General features: G+C 66.9%; 17 protein-coding genes and 1 tRNA gene. 7 read left to right on the top strand and 11 right to left on the bottom strand.

Annotated features, from left to right (window positions below):
• The first annotated feature begins 181 nt into the window (after window positions 1-181).
• The 4 genes from ABY44_RS21735 to ABY44_RS21720 all read left to right on the top strand — a co-directional run bounded on the left by ABY44_RS21735 (window position 182) and on the right by ABY44_RS21720 (window position 3190).
• Window positions 182-475, top strand: a complete 294-nt coding sequence (locus ABY44_RS21735) for a hypothetical protein (protein WP_027788108.1) — start codon at window positions 182-184, stop codon at window positions 473-475.
• A gap of 334 nt (window positions 476-809) precedes the next feature.
• Window positions 810-1301 (top strand): energy transducer TonB family protein, encoded by a 492-nt coding sequence (locus tag ABY44_RS21730; RefSeq protein ID WP_060174685.1) that lies wholly within the window; start codon window positions 810-812, stop codon window positions 1299-1301.
• 294 nt (window positions 1302-1595) lie between these two features.
• Window positions 1596-2906, top strand: coding sequence for an MFS transporter (locus ABY44_RS21725; RefSeq protein ID WP_021164135.1), 1311 nt, complete (start codon window positions 1596-1598; stop codon window positions 2904-2906).
• Window positions 2907-3010: 104 nt separating this feature from the next.
• Window positions 3011-3190, top strand: coding sequence for a hypothetical protein (locus ABY44_RS21720; protein WP_021164136.1), 180 nt, complete (start codon window positions 3011-3013; stop codon window positions 3188-3190).
• A gap of 19 nt (window positions 3191-3209) precedes the next feature.
• On the opposite strand, the gene waaC is transcribed toward ABY44_RS21720, so the two are convergent.
• Window positions 3210-4208 carry a lipopolysaccharide heptosyltransferase I gene (gene waaC, locus ABY44_RS21715; RefSeq protein WP_059695885.1) on the bottom strand — a complete coding sequence of 333 codons (999 nt, stop codon included), beginning with the start codon at window positions 4206-4208 and terminating at the stop codon, window positions 3210-3212.
• Window positions 4209-4378: 170 nt separating this feature from the next.
• Between waaC and ABY44_RS21710 the strand changes: the two genes are divergently transcribed.
• Window positions 4379-5938, top strand: a complete 1560-nt coding sequence (locus ABY44_RS21710) for a chloride channel protein (protein ID WP_060174684.1) — start codon at window positions 4379-4381, stop codon at window positions 5936-5938.
• A gap of 117 nt (window positions 5939-6055) precedes the next feature.
• Here ABY44_RS21710 and ABY44_RS21705 read toward each other — a convergent pair whose 3' ends face one another.
• The 5 genes from ABY44_RS21705 to ABY44_RS21685 all read right to left on the bottom strand — a co-directional run bounded on the left by ABY44_RS21705 (window position 6056) and on the right by ABY44_RS21685 (window position 9350).
• Window positions 6056-6457 carry a YXWGXW repeat-containing protein gene (locus ABY44_RS21705; protein ID WP_059695887.1) on the bottom strand — a complete coding sequence of 134 codons (402 nt, stop codon included), beginning with the start codon at window positions 6455-6457 and terminating at the stop codon, window positions 6056-6058.
• 160 nt (window positions 6458-6617) lie between these two features.
• Window positions 6618-6872, bottom strand: coding sequence for a cell division topological specificity factor MinE (gene minE, locus ABY44_RS21700; RefSeq protein WP_006486661.1), 255 nt, complete (start codon window positions 6870-6872; stop codon window positions 6618-6620).
• A gap of 12 nt (window positions 6873-6884) precedes the next feature.
• Complete coding sequence (gene minD, locus ABY44_RS21695) at window positions 6885-7700, bottom strand: septum site-determining protein MinD (protein WP_027788114.1); 816 nt, start codon at window positions 7698-7700, stop codon at window positions 6885-6887.
• Window positions 7701-7759: 59 nt separating this feature from the next.
• Window positions 7760-8539, bottom strand: coding sequence for a septum site-determining protein MinC (gene minC, locus ABY44_RS21690; protein WP_059695888.1), 780 nt, complete (start codon window positions 8537-8539; stop codon window positions 7760-7762).
• A 169-nt stretch (window positions 8540-8708) separates the two neighbouring features.
• Entirely contained in the window at window positions 8709-9350 is a 642-nt protein-coding gene (locus ABY44_RS21685) for a GNAT family N-acetyltransferase (RefSeq protein ID WP_226113008.1), read from the bottom strand.
• A 538-nt stretch (window positions 9351-9888) separates the two neighbouring features.
• On the opposite strand from ABY44_RS21685, the gene ABY44_RS21680 reads away from it, so the two are divergent.
• Window positions 9889-11049: an alkane 1-monooxygenase gene (locus ABY44_RS21680; protein ID WP_060174683.1), complete on the top strand. Its 1161-nt coding sequence runs from the start codon at window positions 9889-9891 to the stop codon at window positions 11047-11049.
• Here the strand turns inward: ABY44_RS21680 and ABY44_RS21675 are convergent.
• From ABY44_RS21675 to serS, 3 genes are all read right to left on the bottom strand, one after another.
• The gene (locus tag ABY44_RS21675; protein ID WP_230948739.1) at window positions 10968-11189 is read right to left on the bottom strand and encodes a methyl-accepting chemotaxis protein; all 222 of its coding nucleotides are present in this window, start codon (window positions 11187-11189) and stop codon (window positions 10968-10970) included. The two genes, ABY44_RS21680 and ABY44_RS21675, sit on opposite strands and share 82 nt — an antisense overlap.
• Before the next feature lie 235 nt (window positions 11190-11424).
• Window positions 11425-11515: transfer RNA gene (locus ABY44_RS21670), tRNA-Ser, on the bottom strand.
• Window positions 11516-11651: 136 nt separating this feature from the next.
• Window positions 11652-12953 carry a serine--tRNA ligase gene (gene serS, locus ABY44_RS21665; protein ID WP_021163430.1) on the bottom strand — a complete coding sequence of 434 codons (1302 nt, stop codon included), beginning with the start codon at window positions 12951-12953 and terminating at the stop codon, window positions 11652-11654.
• 263 nt (window positions 12954-13216) lie between these two features.
• On the opposite strand from serS, the gene ABY44_RS21660 reads away from it, so the two are divergent.
• The gene (locus ABY44_RS21660) at window positions 13217-13483 is read left to right on the top strand and encodes a DUF2164 domain-containing protein (protein ID WP_021163431.1); all 267 of its coding nucleotides are present in this window, start codon (window positions 13217-13219) and stop codon (window positions 13481-13483) included.
• A gap of 39 nt (window positions 13484-13522) precedes the next feature.
• Here the strand turns inward: ABY44_RS21660 and ABY44_RS21655 are convergent, their stop codons facing one another.
• Both ABY44_RS21655 and lolA read right to left on the bottom strand, forming a co-directional pair.
• Window positions 13523-14833 carry a replication-associated recombination protein A gene (locus ABY44_RS21655; RefSeq protein WP_027788118.1) on the bottom strand — a complete coding sequence of 437 codons (1311 nt, stop codon included), beginning with the start codon at window positions 14831-14833 and terminating at the stop codon, window positions 13523-13525.
• Between the two features lie 189 nt (window positions 14834-15022).
• Window positions 15023-15712: an outer membrane lipoprotein chaperone LolA gene (lolA, locus tag ABY44_RS21650; RefSeq protein WP_021163433.1), complete on the bottom strand. Its 690-nt coding sequence runs from the start codon at window positions 15710-15712 to the stop codon at window positions 15023-15025.
• Window positions 15713-15715 lie beyond the last annotated feature (3 nt).

The raw sequence follows: 15715 nt of genomic DNA, 5'->3' as shown, positions 1-15715 counted from the left end.
CCGCGCGCGAACCCGTTCGTCGAAACGGCACGGGCAGCAGCCCGTCATCGCGCCGCACCGCGCCGGAAGCCTCCCGGCCAGCCGCTCGATCACCTAGAATTCGATCAACACGGCGACACGACCGCCGCCGCGTACTCGATGCCGCGCGCGCCACCCCTGCGTGCGGTACACGGAGATCGCCATGACCGAACTGTCGATACCGACGGAACACGTCGATTACGAAGGCTTCGAGGTCCATGTCGTGCCGGCTGCCGTGCCCGGCAGCGACACGCGCTATACCTACACCGGCTACGTATGCCATCCCGGCGCGAATCCCGCGTTACCCGGCCACGCGGTACCGTTCCATGCGGACGGCGAGGAAAGCTTCGCCAGCCTCGATGAAGCCGTCCACGAAGCCGTGCATGTCGGCAAGAGCATCATCGACGGCACGCACCCCGACCTGTCGGTCCTGTCACTCGTCACGCACGGTTTCTGAACCGGGCGACACGCGTCGCTGACGATTGCGCGGGCATCCGCCGCGGTGCTGCCCGCGGCGACGGATGCGCGCTGCCGAACCATCTCCAAGCGCCTGCGCGCCGGTCGCGTTCCTCGCCTTGCTTTCAACCGTGCAACACGCGCACCGGGATGCGGACGTGCGGCAGCCGCGCGAGCGTGCCGTCACATGTCACGTCACATCGCGATGCGCGGGCGCACGCTGCCTCGCCATCAGCGATCGCGACACCCGGCATCGACCGTTATGCGTTTCTCCCGATGCCGGCTCGCGCCCGTGCGCCTATCATTTTTTTATAGTCACTTCTGGCTAGCCTCCCATGCGCCCCCTTTCCCGTTCGCGCGTCGACCGGCTGCGTGCAGTTGCACTGGCCGTCGTCGCCATGCTCGCGGCGTGCACGATCACGCCGCCTCCGTCGCTGCACTCGATCCTGACGATTCCGTCGATCACACGCAGTGGCAGCCTCGACCAATACCGCGTCGAAGTCGCGCGGCGTGTCGCCGAACGCAATCCGTCCGGCCTGCTGCACGGCACGCCACAGGCCATGCTCCGTTCGCTCGTCGTCGTGGCCTTCACCGTCGATGGCAGCGGCCGGCTCGTCAACGCGTCCGTCTATCGCAGCAACGGCGACAGCGAAGCGGAAGCGCTCGCGCTCGCGTCGCTGCGCCGCTCGGCGCCGCTGCCCCCGCCACCGTCGCGGCTGCTCGACGGCAACGGCCGGCTCGAAATGATGGAAGGCTGGCTCTTCAACGACGACGGCCACTTCCAGTTGCAAAGCACCGCGTCGGCGCAGGCGCAATCGATCGACTGACCGGCCGCCGCACCGCGATTGCCGGTGCGCGGCAGCGCTGGCTATAATTTTCCGCAATCGCGCGGCCATCACGCCGTGCGCGCGTTCGTGCGCCCCACCCGGCATGCGAGCCGACCACGCCGGCACCGGGTGGCGGCGACGTACCCGTCTCCATCGTCGACCGGCGGGTGACGTCCGCGCCATGGCGCGCGTCCACGCCGCTACCGCATCATCCGCTCGGCTGCTCCCCGGCAGGCGTCCGCCTGTCCGACCGCACGCCCAGCCGACCGCCCTAACGACAAAACGGAGACATCCATGTCCGCATCCCCCCCGACCGTTGCACACGCAACCGGTTCGGCCGGCGCCGTCAGCCACCGGCGCATCGTGTTCGCGAGCTTCATCGGCACCGCGATCGAGTTCTACGATTTCTATGTGTACGCAACGGCTGCCGCGCTCGTCATCGGCCCCGTATTCTTTCCACACGGCTCCGCGACCGCACAGGCGCTGTCCGCGTTCGTCACGTTCGGCATCGCGTTCATCGCGCGCCCGATCGGCTCGTTCCTGTTCGGGCACTTCGGCGACCGCATCGGGCGCAAATCGACGCTCGTCGCGTCGCTGCTCGTGATGGGCGTATCCACCACCGCAATCGGCTTCGTGCCCGGCTACGACGCGATCGGCACGCTCGCGCCGGTGCTGCTGTGCGTGCTGCGCTTCGGCCAGGGGATCGGCCTCGGCGGCGAATGGGGCGGCGCCGCGCTGCTCGCGACCGAGCATGCGCCGCAGGGCAAGCGCGGCTGGTTCGGCATGTTCCCGCAGCTCGGGCCCTCGGTCGGTTTCCTGATGTCGAACGGCCTGTTCTTCGCGCTCGCGTTGTCGCTGTCGGACGAGCAGTTCCGCAGCTGGGGCTGGCGCATCCCGTTCCTGGTCAGCGCGGTGCTCGTCGCGCTCGGCCTGTACGTGCGACTCAAGATCACCGAAACGCCCGCGTTCCAGGCCGCGCTCGATCGCAACGAGCGCGTACGCGTGCCGGTCGCGACCCTCGTCACGCAACACTGGCAGCCGACGCTGCTCGGCGCGCTCGCGATGGTCGTCTGCTACACGCTGTTCTATATCTCGACGGTGTTTTCGCTGTCGTACGGCGTGTCGGCGCTGCATATTCCGCGCCAGAGCTTCCTCGGCCTGCTGTGTTTCGCGGTCGTGTTCATGGGACTCGCGACGCCGCTGTCCGCGTGGGCATCCGATCGCTTCGGCCGCAAACCGGTGCTGGTCGTGGGCGCGATCGCCGCGCTGCTGTCGGGTTTCGCGATGGAACCGCTGCTCGGCAGCGGCTCGATGCCGCTCGTCGCGCTGTTCCTGACGATCGAGCTGTTCCTGATGGGCGTGACGTTCGCGCCGATGGGCGCGCTGCTGCCGGAACTGTTCCCGACCAACGTCCGCTATACGGGCGCGGGGGTCGCGTACAACCTCGGCGGGATCCTCGGCGCGTCGATCGCGCCGTACATCGCGCAACTGCTGGCGGCGCGCGGCGGGCTGTCGTGGGTCGGCGGGTATGTATCGGTTGCGGCGGCCATCAGCCTGATCGGCGTGCTGCTGATGCGCGAAACGCGCGACGCGTCGCTCGTCTGAGTCTCCGGGGCGACCCGGGTTGCGCGGTGGCCGGCGCTGCCTATACTCGATCCCGGGTGCGCCGCCGCGCGCCCCCGGGATCCCGCCCCGAAGGAGCCGCCGCCATGAACATCCGCCTCGGCAATGCCGATCTCGTCCTGATCCTCGCGCTTGCGCTCGGTGGCGCGCTCCTGCTCGCGCTGCGCTTCCGGCCGAAGACGTGGCGCGGCCTCGTGTTCGAGGCGCTGCTGGCGAACCTGGCGGCGATCGCCGCCGTCGTCACGGTCGAGGCGCTGCTCGCCTGAACCGGCCCGCCCCGCTTCGTCAGGCGGTCAGTCGCGCGCGCCGCGCGCCGTAGGCCGGGCAGACCGTATCGATCGCGTCCAGCGCCTCCTCGACCGACGGCATCGCGCCCGGCTCGCCGATGGACAGGGCATTCGGCGCGCCGCCGATCCCGCAATGGTGCCGCGACGTCGCGACGAAAATCATCACGGTCGGCCGCTGCAACGCGTGCGCCATGTGCACGAACCCCGTATCGACTCCCACCACGAGCGCAGCCCGGCCAAGCGCCGCACCGAGTTCGCGCACCGTCATCGCGGGCAGCACGACCGCCCCCGGCGCGCGCGCGGCGATGTCCTGCGCGTCATCGTGCTCGGCAGCCGATCCCCACGGCAACAGCACGCGCACGCCGCGCGCCATCATCTGCGTGGCGAGCGCGGCCCAGTGATCGGCCGGCCATTTCTTGTCGGGGTTGGACGTCGCATGGAACAACAGCATGAACGGTGCGCCGTCGGTCACGGCCGTCGGCAGGTTCGCGTCCTGCGGCGGGACGATGCCGTACGTGGCGACACCCTCGGGCGCGTAACCGAGCGCCTCGCCCGCGCTCACGCGCATCCCGTGCCACGCATCGCAATCCGGCCGCGGGCCGAAGCGGTGCGAATACGCGAAGCGTGCGCCCGTTTCGCCGAGATCCTGCGTCTGGTAGCCGACGCGGCGCGCGGCGCGCGCCAGCAGCGAAATGATCGCGCTCTTGTAGACGCCGTGCAGGTCGATCACCGCATCGTAGCGGTGCGCCCGCAGCGCGCTGATCGACGCCGAGATCGCCTTCAGGTCGCCGCGATTGCGCATCTTCTTGAAACGGCGCAGCGGCGCGCAAAGGACATGGCTGACGCCCGGATGCCAGCGCACAACCTCCGCGCACGATTCGTCCACCGCCCAGTCGACCGTTACGCCGGGAAAGGCGCGATGCAGATCCGCGACGACAGGCAGCGTCTGGACGACGTCGCCGAGCGACGTCACTTTCACGATGAGGATGCGTTTCACGTTTGCGGGGAAGAGCGAGCCATTTGGGGATGCTAACGACGGATACCCGCCGCGAACATTACTCTTGAATTACATTTGCAACGAAATGCTACAAGCTTGCGAAACCCTGTCGCCCACTGTGCGACCCCGGTTCCTTTTTATAATGTCTCCTTTGCCCGATGGCCCCGCCGATGCCACGCCCCGCTCTTGCCGCCCTTCCCGCCCTGTTTCCCGCCCTCACCCGACGCTCGCTGAGAATCTGGCGCCAGTACGGCGTTTTCTGGCTCGGCGCGATCGTCGTCGGCCTCGCGGCCGTGCTCTACGCGCGACTGATCGACTGGGGCTACGAAAGCTTCCGCACGATGCGCGATCACGCCGCGTGGCTGCCGCTACTGCTGACGCCGGCAATCGCCGCGGTGTCGGTATGGATCACGCGCCGCTTCTTCCGCGGCGCCGAGGGCAGCGGCATCCCGCAGGTGATCGCGACGCTGCATGCGCGCCCGAGCGCGTTCGGCTCCCGGCTGCTGACGCTGCGCATCCTGTTCGGCAAGGTGCTGGTGTCGTTCCTCGGCATCCTGGGCGGCTTCACGATCGGCCGCGAAGGGCCGACCGTGCAGGTCGGCGCGGCGCTGATGTTCAACCTGCGGCGCTTCTACCCGCGCTCGAACGCGCAGATCGAACGCCAGCTGGTGCTCGCCGGCGCGGCGGCCGGGCTGTCGGCCGCGTTCAATACGCCGCTCGCCGGGATCGTGTTCGCGATCGAGGAACTGACGCGCAGCTTCTCCGCGCGCGCCAGCGGCGTGCTGATCACCGCGATCATACTCGCCGGCGTCGTCGCGCTCGGCCTGAACGGCAACTACACGTATTTCGGTACGATCGATGCCGGCCCCCATTTCCCGAAACTGCTGGCGCTCGCCGTGCTGGTCACCGCGATCGTGACCGGAATCGCGGGCGGGCTGTTCTGCTGGCTGCTGCTCAACACGGGGCGCTGGCTGCCCGCGCGGCTGCTGGGCCTGTATCGCGAGCGGCCGATCGCGTTCGCCGCGCTGTGCGGCTTCGCGATCGCCGTCGTCGGCCTCGTATCGGGCGGCACGACCTTCGGCAGCGGCTATGCCGAAGCACGCGGCCTGCTCGACGGCAGCCAGCATCTGTCGGTGTTCTACCCGTTCCTGAAAATGGTGTCGATGGTCGCCTCGTACCTGCCGGGCATCCCCGGCGGGATCTTCGCACCGTCGCTGTCGATCGGCGCAGGGTTCGGCAACCTGCTGCACGTCGTGTTCAGCAACATGAGCCTGCCGATGCTGATCGCGCTCGCGATGGTGGGCTATATGGCGGCCGTCACGCAGTCGCCGATCACGTCGTTCGTGATCGTGATGGAGATGATCAACGGTCACGCACTCGTGATTTCGCTGATGGCCACCGCGTTGGTGTCGAGCCGCGTATCGCGCTTCTTCGCGCCGCCGCTCTACGAAACGCTCGCGCTGCGCTATCTCGCGCCGCCCGTCGCGGCCGCGGAACCGGCTGCGGCAGCCGCGGCGAGCACGACGATGGCAACCGGCATCACCGAACCGCAGGATGCGGCCGCCGCGCCCGCCGACCCGCTCGACACGCTGCGCGACGAAGGTGGTGAAGTGCCGCCCGCCGCCGCACCGACCGAAGGCGGCGCCGATGCACCGGCGCCGCACGACGACGAGCCGGCCGCGGCCGGGACCAACGGCGCGGCGCAGCCCGGCCCGCGCGACGCTCAGTAGATCACGACGGGTGCCGGCCGGTAGTACACGGGCCGCGCCGGCACGACGATGCACCCGGCCAGCGTGATCGCGACGAGCACGATGGCGATTGCGGTTCTTTTCATCGCCCGCCCCCCGTCATGCCCAGTGGCCACGGGTCCAGAACCAGTTCGGACCGCGCTGGTCCCAATGGCCCGGCACCCATTGCATGCCGACGCGCTCGGCCTCCCAGTGGCCGCCGATCCACACGTAGCGGCCATGCTCCCAGTGCCAGTGCCCGCGATCCCACACATAGCCCACGCGCGCGGCCGGCACGACCTCGTAGCGCACCGGCGGCGGCGCATTCGGCGCGACGATGACGACTTCCTCGGTGCGCACGGCGACCGGCTCGGCGACGACCACGCGGCCCTGCGGCGCGATCACGGGTGTGCCGACGAGAATCTCGTCCGCATGCGCGGCGAGCGGCGCGACGACGGCTGACAGGCTCGCGGCAAGCAGGGCGAGCGAAACGATACGACGTTGAACAGTAGAGACAGCCATCACAACCTCCAGGTTGAACAAGTTACGCGAGCGTATTCGTTCAATGCGGGAGGACCGATAACGGCCGACAGGCGCCGTGTTACGGCGTGCCCGAAAGTGCAACAGGGCGTAAGACGCGCACGGCGGCGAGTGCCGCCGTGCGGAGGGACACAGGTAGCACTCAGGCCTGCGGGATCTCGATCTTCACTTCGAGGACTTCGAGATCGTCCTGGCGCTCGAGGCTCACGCGGATGTCATCGTTCGAAATATGGACGTACTTCGAGATGACCGCGACCAGCTCCTTCTGCAGCGCCGGCAGGTAATCGGCCGGCGGGCGGCCGCCGACGCGCTCGTGCGCGATGATGAGCTGCAGGCGCTCCTTCGCGACCGATGCGGACTTCTTCTTCTCACCGAGGAGAAACGAAAGGATGGACATTGGCGGCCTCCGTTACTTGCTGCCGAAGAGGCGCTGCAGCAGGCCCGGCTTCTGGTAATCGGTGAAGCGCAGCGGCTTGTCTTCACCGAGGAAGCGCGCGACGACGTCCTTGTACGCTTCCGCCACGTCGGTGCCGTCGATATGCACGGCCGGCAAGCCCTGGTTCGACGCATGCAGGACGGCTTCCGACTCGGGCACCACGCCGATCAGCTTGATGCGCAGGATCTCGCTGATGTCCTCGAGCGACAGCATCTCGCCTTCGCTGACGCGCTTCGGGCTGTAGCGCGTGATCAGCAGGTGTTCCTTGATCGGATCCTTGCCTTCGGTCGCACGTTTCGTCTTCGACGACAGGATGCCGAGAATGCGGTCGGAGTCGCGCACCGACGACACTTCCGGGTTCGTGACGATCAGCGCTTCATCCGCGAAGTACATCGCGTGCAGCGCGCCCGCCTCGATGCCGGCCGGCGAATCGCAGACGATGTATTCGAAGTCCATCGCGGTGAGGTCGTTCAGCACCTTCTCGACGCCTTCGCGCGTGAGCGCATCCTTGTCGCGCGTCTGCGACGCCGGCAGGATGAACAGGTTCTCGCACTTCTTGTCCTTGATCAGCGCCTGGTTCAGGTTCGCTTCGCCCTGGATCACGTTCACGAGGTCGTACACCACGCGGCGCTCGCAGCCCATGATGAGATCGAGGTTGCGCAGGCCGACGTCGAAGTCGATCACGGCCGTCTTGTGGCCGCGCAGCGCGAGACCGGACGCAAAGCTCGCGCTCGTCGTCGTCTTGCCCACGCCGCCCTTGCCCGAGGTCACCACGATGATTTTTGCCATTTACCCAATACCCTGTGTTCGTCAATGAGAGCCAATCGATCCGGAGCGCACCGCGTGTATTACGTCAGGCGCAGCGGTTCAATCATCAGTTTTTCCTCTTCGAGCCGGATCTGCACCGCTTTCCCCAGTACATCGGCGGGCAACGGGTTCTCGGTTGTTCGATAGATACCCGCGATCGAAATCAGTTCCGGCTCGAGACACGTGCAGAAAATGCGCGCGTCGTGATTGCCGTGCACGCCCGCGAGAGCGCGGCCGCGCAACGGCGCGTAGATGTGGATATTGCCTTCCGCGATGATCTCCGCGCCGTGACTGACCGGCGCGAGCACCACGAGGTCTCCTTTCGCGTAAATCTGCTGCCCCGAACGCAACGGCCGGTCGATCACGAGCGTCTGGCCGCCCGGCTGGTTCGACACCGGCACCGACTCGGACGCCTGCTCGGGCGCCGCCGCGGCTGCTGCTGCGACGACGGCCTCGGCGACCGGCGACGCCTCCGCGCCCTCGGCCGGTTTCGCGGCCGGCGCGCGGCGATCGCGCGCCTCGAGCAACGGCAGGCCGGCTTCCCCCGCCCAGCCCTGCGTGGCCAGCGCGACGACACCCACCGGGCGCATCCGCACGTCGTTCAGCATCTGGCGGATGTCCGCCAGCGCGACGCGTTCGCCGTCCGCCAGGCGGCGGACGTCGATCGCGACGACATCGTCGGCGAAAAACTCGGGAGTCGCTTCGAAGCGCTTGACCAGTTCGGTACGCAACGCATCGAGATCGGTCGTCTTCACGGTGAACAGCAACGTATCGACCGATCCGCTGCGCAGCTCGAAGAATGGCGATTTTTTAAGCGACATGGACACTCTGCAAAAATTTTTTGCGTATTTTACAGGCGTCCACGCGCGCGGCCATTATTTTTGGGGAACCGGGTTGCAGCGGCCCGGGCGGGCGCGCAACCGGAAAGCAGGCTGGCAAGCGGGCGACCGGACCTTCATCGCGCCGCGCGGCCCGCGTTCTGACGTCGCGTCAGTGCTTCACCTGCGACACGTACAGCGATTTCATCGCGCCGGGCATCCGCGCGATCGGCGCGTGTTCGCCGGTGTTGCCGAAGCCCGCGCGCTCGTAGAAGCGGATCGCGTTGCGGTTCGCATCGGCAATCCACGCGTAGACGTCCTGGGCGCCGCGCTCGGCGAGCCAGGCGGTGGCCGTCTCCAGCAGCAGCACGCCGCCGCGCAGATGGCGCACCGCGTGCGCGACCCACAGCTCGCTGACGAACGCACGCCGATCGGGCGTATTGTCGAAATACGCGCCGATCATGCCGGCCGGATGGCCTTCGGTATACAGCAGGAAAGTCGTCGACTCGTCTGACACGGCGCGCTGCGCGGCAATCGCCGACGCTGCGTCCGTTTCGACGTTCAGCAATTCGGCCTCCGGCGCTTCGCCGGGCGCGTAGGGCTCGCGCAGCGATGCAGCGCGGAGTTCGCGATACACGCCGCCCTGGTCGGCAACGATACGACGAACGGTCAAGGTCGAACTCATGCAGGCACAGCCCCCTTCGGACAGCAAGCTACTAGCTTCAACCGAAAGCGGGGCATGAGTCAAATCGTAATTTTCAAATGGCAGCGCGAATCGAAAGGCGGCAGGCACTGCGGGCGGCCATGCGGCCAGCCCGTGTGCAGGTGCAGCATCGGCGCATCGACGCGGCAACCGGACGACCTCCGTGACGGCTTCATTCGACGCCTGGCAGCAGTCGCCTTGCGGCAAGAGGCAGTCGCAGGTCGGGCCCCGTGAATTTCATCATGAAGGGCGTAATGATCCGTAATATTGGTAACGCCGAAGCAAGCGACATGGGTCGTCATCCCGCTCCGCATATTGCAATGCAACATTTGTTGCGAACCTGCAGCGTCGACGCCAATCCCCGTCACGGCACGCCATCCGTCTGACAAACCTGCCGCACGCGCGGGCCGATCCGGTCATTCCCGCATGTTTCAATCGGCGTGCGCGGGCTCTTCCCTGCCTGCGCCGCACGCGCGCCGCCGTTTGGAGCCGCACGCCTAGTGCCGGAGTTTGGCAAGCGTGCGCGTGGGTCGTATAACAGGCAGAACCGGACGACGATCCGGTTCAACCGCGCGTGCTTCGCGGGCCAACGAGAATTCGAACAACCGTACAGGCGGCCGCCTTCGGGCCGGCCGGCAGGAGGGAGACAATGGCAACGACCGATGGATCGGCTTCGGGCTGGTCGGATGGCAAGCGTTACCTGTGGCTGCTCGGCGCACTGACGATCACGCTGCCGATTCTCGCCGCCCAGCTCGCGCTGTCGACGGGCCTGCACGTGTTCTGGTGGTTCGGCCCCCTGTTCGCATTCGGCGTGATCCCGATCCTCGACACGCTGATCGGCGACGATCGCGACAATCCGCCCGAGGCCGTGGTGCCACACCTCGAACGGGAGCGCTACTACCGGCTGATCGTCTATCTCGCGACCCTCGTCGAATACGTCGCGTTCTTCGCGTGCGTATGGATCGTCGGCACGCACGCGCTCGCCTGGTACGACTACGTCGGCTTCGCGCTGTCGCTCGGCGCCGCGACGGGCATCTCGATCAACACCGCGCATGAACTCGGGCACAAGACCGACCGCTTCGAGCGCTGGCTCGCGAAGATCACGCTCGCGCCGGTCGCATACGGCCATTTCTACGTCGAGCACAATCGCGGCCACCATGTACGTGTCGCGACGGCCGAGGATCCGGCGAGCGCGCGCTACGGCGAATCGTTCTGGGCCTTCCTGCCGCGCACCGTGACCGGCAGCATCCGCTCCGCGTGGCGGCTCGAGAAGGCCCGCCTCGAACGGCTCGGGCATTCGCCGTGGACCTGGCGCAACGAGGTGCTGCACGCATGGGCGATGACCGTCGTCGTGTGGGGCATCGCGATCGCGATGGCCGGCAAGGTCGTGATCCCGTTCCTCGTGATCCAGGCCGTCTACGGCGCGTCGCTGCTCGAAGTCGTGAACTACGTCGAGCACTACGGGCTCGGCCGCCGCAAGCTGCCGAACGGTCGCTACGAACGCTGCACGCCGCAGCACTCGTGGAACAGCAATCACGTCGTCACCAACCTGTTCCTGTACCAGTTGCAGCGGCATGCCGACCATCACGCGAATCCGACGCGCTCGTATCAGGCGCTGCGCCACTTCGACGATTCGCCGCAACTGCCGGCCGGCTACGCGACGATGATCCTGTTCGCGTACGTGCCGCCGCTCTGGTATCGCGTGATGAACCCGCGGGTGGTCGCGCACTACGGCGGCAACATGGCGCAATCGAACATCAAGCCGTCGATCCGCGCCCGGGTGCTCGCGCAATATCCGGCCGCTGCTTGACTCTGCTCCTGCGACGCGGACGAGATCTCGCCGACGATCGTCGTGACGCGCTGCACCGCATCGACGATCTCGTGAATCGACTCGCCCGCGCGGCCGATCAGCACGGCGCCTTCGTCAACACGCTGCGTCGACTGCTCGATGAGCCCCTTGATCTCCTTCGCGGCGGCGACACGCGTCCCCGCGATCCGGACAGACTGAACTGCCGACGCTGCCCACTGCGCAGCAAGACGTATGGAACACGGTCGCTATCGCATCGGCACATTCCAATGCATCGATGGTCGATGCTGTTGCCACCGCAACGCCTTGCGACACACGATTTAGCAAGCCCAAAACGAAAAACCCCTTGATCCTTCCGGATCAAGGGGCTTCGTATTTTGGCGGAGAGGGTGGGATTCGAACCCACGGTACGGGGAAACCGTACGCCTGATTTCGAGTCAGGTACATTCGACCACTCTGCCACCTCTCCTTCCTTGCTGCTTTACTGCATTTCGCGTTTGGTCGTTTCCGCGAAAGAAAAGATTATAGAACGATCTCTTCGAATCTCACAAGCCCTTTTTGCAAATTTTTTTGCGAGGGCTTGAAGCGATCGCCGGCTCGCGACCTTACGACGCCTGTGCCGGCGCGTCGATACGCTCGATGCCGCCCATGTACGGACGCAGCACTTCCGGCACCGTGACCGAGCCGTCCGCGTTCTGGTAGTTCTCCAGCACCGCGACGAGCGTGCGGCCGACCGCAAGGCCCGAACCGTTGAGCGTATGCACGAGTTCCGGCTTGCCCTGTGCGTTGCGGAAACGCGCCTGCATCCGGCGCGCCTGGAACGCCTCGGTGTTCGAGCAACTCGAGATCTCGCGATAGGTGTTCTGCGCAGGCAGCCACACTTCGAGGTCGAACGTCTTCGCAGCCGAGAAGCCCATGTCGCCCGTGCACAGCGTGATCACGCGGTACGGCAGGCCGAGCTTCTGCAGGATCGCTTCCGCATGGCCGACCATCTCGTCGAGCGCCGCGTACGACGCATCCGGCGCGACGACCTGCACCATCTCGACCTTGTCGAACTGGTGCTGGCGGATCATCCCGCGCGTGTCGCGGCCATACGAACCGGCTTCCGAGCGGAAGCACGGCGAATGCGCGGTCAGCTTGATCGGCAGCGCGGAGCCTTCGACGATCGACTCGCGCACGGTGTTCGTCAGCGAGATTTCCGACGTGGAGATCAGGTATTGCGTGACCTTGTTCTCCTCGCCGCCCTTCTCGACGCGGAACATGTCGTCCGCGAACTTCGGCAGCTGGCCCGTACCGTACAGGATCTCGGGGTTCACGATGTACGGCGTATACGCTTCGGTGTAGCCGTGCTGCTGCGTATGCGTGTCGATCATGAACTGCGCGAGCGCGCGGTGCAGGCGCGCGATCGAGCCGCGCAGCATCGTGAAGCGCGCGCCGGCGAGCTTTGCGCCGGTCTCGAAATCGAGGCCGAGCGGCGTGCCGACGTCGACGTGATCCTTCACCTCGAAGTCGAACTGGCGCGGCGTGCCCCAGCGGCGCACCTCGACGTTGTCGGCTTCATCCTTGCCGACCGGCACGCTTTCATGCGCGACGTTCGGCATACCGAGCATCAGGTCGGACAGGCGCGCCTGGATGTCGCCGAGCTTGGCTTCCCCCGCCTTCATTTCGTCGCCGATCCCGCCGACCTCGGCCATCACGGCCGACGTGTCCTCGCCCTTGCCCTTCATCGCACCGATCTGCTTCGACAGGCTGTTGCGGCGCGCCTGGAGCTCTTCGGTGCGGGTCTGGATCGCGCGGCGTTCCGCTTCGAGGGCGGAGAACGCGGCGATGTCGAGGGTGTAGCCGCGATCGGCGAGGCGCTTCGCGACGCCGTCGAGGTCTTTGCGCAGCAACTGGATGTCGAGCATGGGAGGACTTGGAGAATCGTTGTGTAAGACGGGAATTCTAACGCACCGCAGGGCCGCCAAGGCACTGGACGGACGGACTATGCTGCAAACGGGCGATGACCGTGGCGCGACGGCCATGGCAGTATCGCGTTGCCGGCCCGCCCGTCGGCACCCGCGAAATCGCGCGGCATCGAAGCGCCGCGGATCGCGAAACGCCCGCGCGGGCCCGCGGCGGCGCATCGAGCGAGGCGCCCGCCCCACGTCACAGCACCCCAAGGAACCCGATGGCCATCGAACTGGACAAGGAAATACGCGACCGCGCGATCGCGTCACTGCAACGCTATTTCACAGAAAACATGGATGAGCCGATCGGCAATATCCAGGCCGGCGCGCTGCTGCATTTCTTCGTCGAGGAGATCGGCCCGGTGATCTACAACCTCGCGATCGCCGACGCGCAGTCGAGCCTGCACACACGCATCGCCGAACTCGACATCGAATGCCATCAGGAGCCGTTCGACTACTGGAAGAAGCAGCCGGCACGCAAGCGCTGACGCGAGCCACGAGCATGCCGGCCGCCCCGGGCCGCGCCGTCAGTCCTTCTTGCCGGCTTCGCGATCGAGTTCGCGCAGCCACGCGAGCTTGTCGGCGATCTTCGATTCGAGCCCGCGCGGCACCGGCTTGTACCAGCGCGGTTCGCGCATCCCGTCCGGCAGGTACGTCTCGCCGGCCGCATACGCATTCGGCTCGTCGTGCGCGTAGCGATAGGCGTGACCGTAGCCGAGTTCCTTCATCAGCTTGGTCGGCGCGTTGCGCAGGTGCACGGGCACCTCGCGCGACTTGTCCTGCTTCACGAACGCCATCGCCTGGTTGAACGCGTTGTAGCCCGCGTTGCTCTTCGCCGCGCACGCGAGATAGATCACCGCCTGCCCGAGCGCGAGCTCGCCTTCCGGCGAGCCGAGCCGCTCGTAGGTTTCGGCCGCGTCGTTCGCCACCTGCAGCGCGCGCGGATCGGCCAGGCCGATGTCTTCCCACGCCATCCGCACGATCCGCCGCGCGAGGTACTTCGGATCCGCGCCGCCGTCGATCATCCGGCAGAACCAGTACAGCGCACCGTCCGGGCTCGAACCGCGCACCGACTTGTGCAGCGCCGAGATCTGGTCGTAGAAGTTGTCGCCGCCCTTGTCGAAGCGCCGCGCGTTCAGCGTCATCGCGCTGCTGACGAAATCGGCGTCGATCGTCGCGACGCCGGCCGACGTGGCCGCCGTCTGCGCCTGCTCGAGCAGGTTCAGGAAGCGCCGCGCGTCGCCGTCCGCATAACCGACCAGCGTATCGATCGCCTTGTCGTCGAACGCGAGGCCGTCGAGCGCGATTTCCTGTGCGCGCTTCAGCAACTGGCGCATCTCGTCGTCGTCCAGCGACTTCAGCACGTACACCTGCGCACGCGACAGCAACGCCGAATTGACCTCGAAGCTCGGGTTCTCGGTCGTGGCGCCAATGAAGGTCACGAGCCCCGACTCGACGAACGGCAGCAACGCGTCCTGCTGCCCCTTGTTGAAGCGGTGGATCTCGTCGACGAACAGGATCGTGTGGCGGCCGGTGCGGTTCAGCGTGTCCTTCGCCTGCTCCATCGACTCGCGGATGTCCTTCACGCCGCCGAGCACCGCGGACAGCGCGATGAATTCGCAGTCGAACGCGAGCGCGGTGAGCCGCGCGAGCGTCGTCTTGCCGACGCCGGGCGGCCCCCACAGGATCATCGAATGCGGCTTGCCCGATTCGAACGCGAGCCGCAGCGGCTTGCCTTCGCCCAGCAAATGCGTCTGGCCGATCACCTCGGCGAGCGTCTTCGGCCGCAGCGCCTCGGCGAGCGGCCGGCGCGGCTCGACTTGAAACAGATCGGACATGAACCCTCGCTCCACATCAAACAGTCGCGGCCGAACCGGCCGCCGGACCCGACATTATGACAGCCGCGCGACGGCACCGCCGTGCCTGCCGCCCGCGCCCGGTGCCCGCGCCTAGTGCCCGCGCCCGAAAACAACACGGGCCTGCCGTCGCCGGCAGGCCCGTTGCGAACAAACGGCGTGCGGCGCCGGTCAGCCGGTAATCACGTCGGCGCCCTTCGGCACGACGAACTTGAACGTATCGCCCTTCAGCGGCGGATTCGTCTGGATGTTCGTAAACGTCAGCAGCGTGACGTTGCCGAACACGTCGTGCAGCTCCATCGCGGCGAGCGTGCCGTTGCGAAAACCGATGCCGATCCGCTGGAACTGCGTGTCCTGCGCCTTCGGCAGCATCTCGAGCCACTCGATGCCGCCCTTCTCGCCGGCATCGCGCAACGTGTAGCTCTTGTCGAGATCGTTGCTGCCGAACAGGATCGCAGCCGGGCTCGCGCCCAGCGCGCCGTTCAGCTTGCGCTCGGTCACCTGGTTCAGGTCGCGGTCATACACGTAGAGCTTCTCGCCGTCGGCCTGCAGCACCTGCTGGTAAGGCTTCTGGTACGTCCAGATGAACTTGCCCGGGCGCGCGAACACGAACGTGCCGCTCGAATTGTCGGTGGGCTTCGGCACGGCCTGCGCGGCGCTCGCGCCCTTCGCCGGCGCCTTGACGATCTGCTGCGTGAAGTCGCCCTTCGCCGAACGCACCTGCGACACGAACGCCTTCAGTTGCTCGGTGCCGCCCGCGAACGCGTGCGTCGCCGCGAGCATCAGCGATGCGCCGGCGAGCGCCGCGCCGAGCCAGCGCCGCGTCGAACGAAGGGACATTGCGAACGAATGTTGCTGCATATT

The organism is Burkholderia sp. ZZQ-2, assembly GCF_050768715.1.
Lineage (GTDB): Bacteria > Pseudomonadota > Gammaproteobacteria > Burkholderiales > Burkholderiaceae > Burkholderia > Burkholderia cepacia.
The sequence above is the reverse complement of the archived record's forward strand: the minus strand, read 5'-3'. Positions and strand labels throughout refer to the sequence as shown.

Coding starts and splice junctions, on each gene's coding strand:
- ABY44_RS21735 (WP_027788108.1), top strand. CDS start 182: ATGACCGAACTGTCGATACCGACGGAACACGTCGATTACGAAGGCTTC.
- ABY44_RS21730 (WP_060174685.1), top strand. CDS start 810: ATGCGCCCCCTTTCCCGTTCGCGCGTCGACCGGCTGCGTGCAGTTGCA.
- ABY44_RS21725 (WP_021164135.1), top strand. CDS start 1,596: ATGTCCGCATCCCCCCCGACCGTTGCACACGCAACCGGTTCGGCCGGC.
- ABY44_RS21720 (WP_021164136.1), top strand. CDS start 3,011: ATGAACATCCGCCTCGGCAATGCCGATCTCGTCCTGATCCTCGCGCTT.
- ABY44_RS21710 (WP_060174684.1), top strand. CDS start 4,379: ATGCCACGCCCCGCTCTTGCCGCCCTTCCCGCCCTGTTTCCCGCCCTC.
- ABY44_RS21705 (WP_059695887.1), bottom strand. CDS start 6,457: ATGGCTGTCTCTACTGTTCAACGTCGTATCGTTTCGCTCGCCCTGCTT.
- minE (WP_006486661.1), bottom strand. CDS start 6,872: ATGTCCATCCTTTCGTTTCTCCTCGGTGAGAAGAAGAAGTCCGCATCG.
- minD (WP_027788114.1), bottom strand. CDS start 7,700: ATGGCAAAAATCATCGTGGTGACCTCGGGCAAGGGCGGCGTGGGCAAG.
- minC (WP_059695888.1), bottom strand. CDS start 8,539: ATGTCGCTTAAAAAATCGCCATTCTTCGAGCTGCGCAGCGGATCGGTC.
- ABY44_RS21680 (WP_060174683.1), top strand. CDS start 9,889: ATGGCAACGACCGATGGATCGGCTTCGGGCTGGTCGGATGGCAAGCGT.
- serS (WP_021163430.1), bottom strand. CDS start 12,953: ATGCTCGACATCCAGTTGCTGCGCAAAGACCTCGACGGCGTCGCGAAG.
- ABY44_RS21660 (WP_021163431.1), top strand. CDS start 13,217: ATGGCCATCGAACTGGACAAGGAAATACGCGACCGCGCGATCGCGTCA.
- ABY44_RS21655 (WP_027788118.1), bottom strand. CDS start 14,833: ATGTCCGATCTGTTTCAAGTCGAGCCGCGCCGGCCGCTCGCCGAGGCG.
- lolA (WP_021163433.1), bottom strand. CDS start 15,712: ATGCAGCAACATTCGTTCGCAATGTCCCTTCGTTCGACGCGGCGCTGG.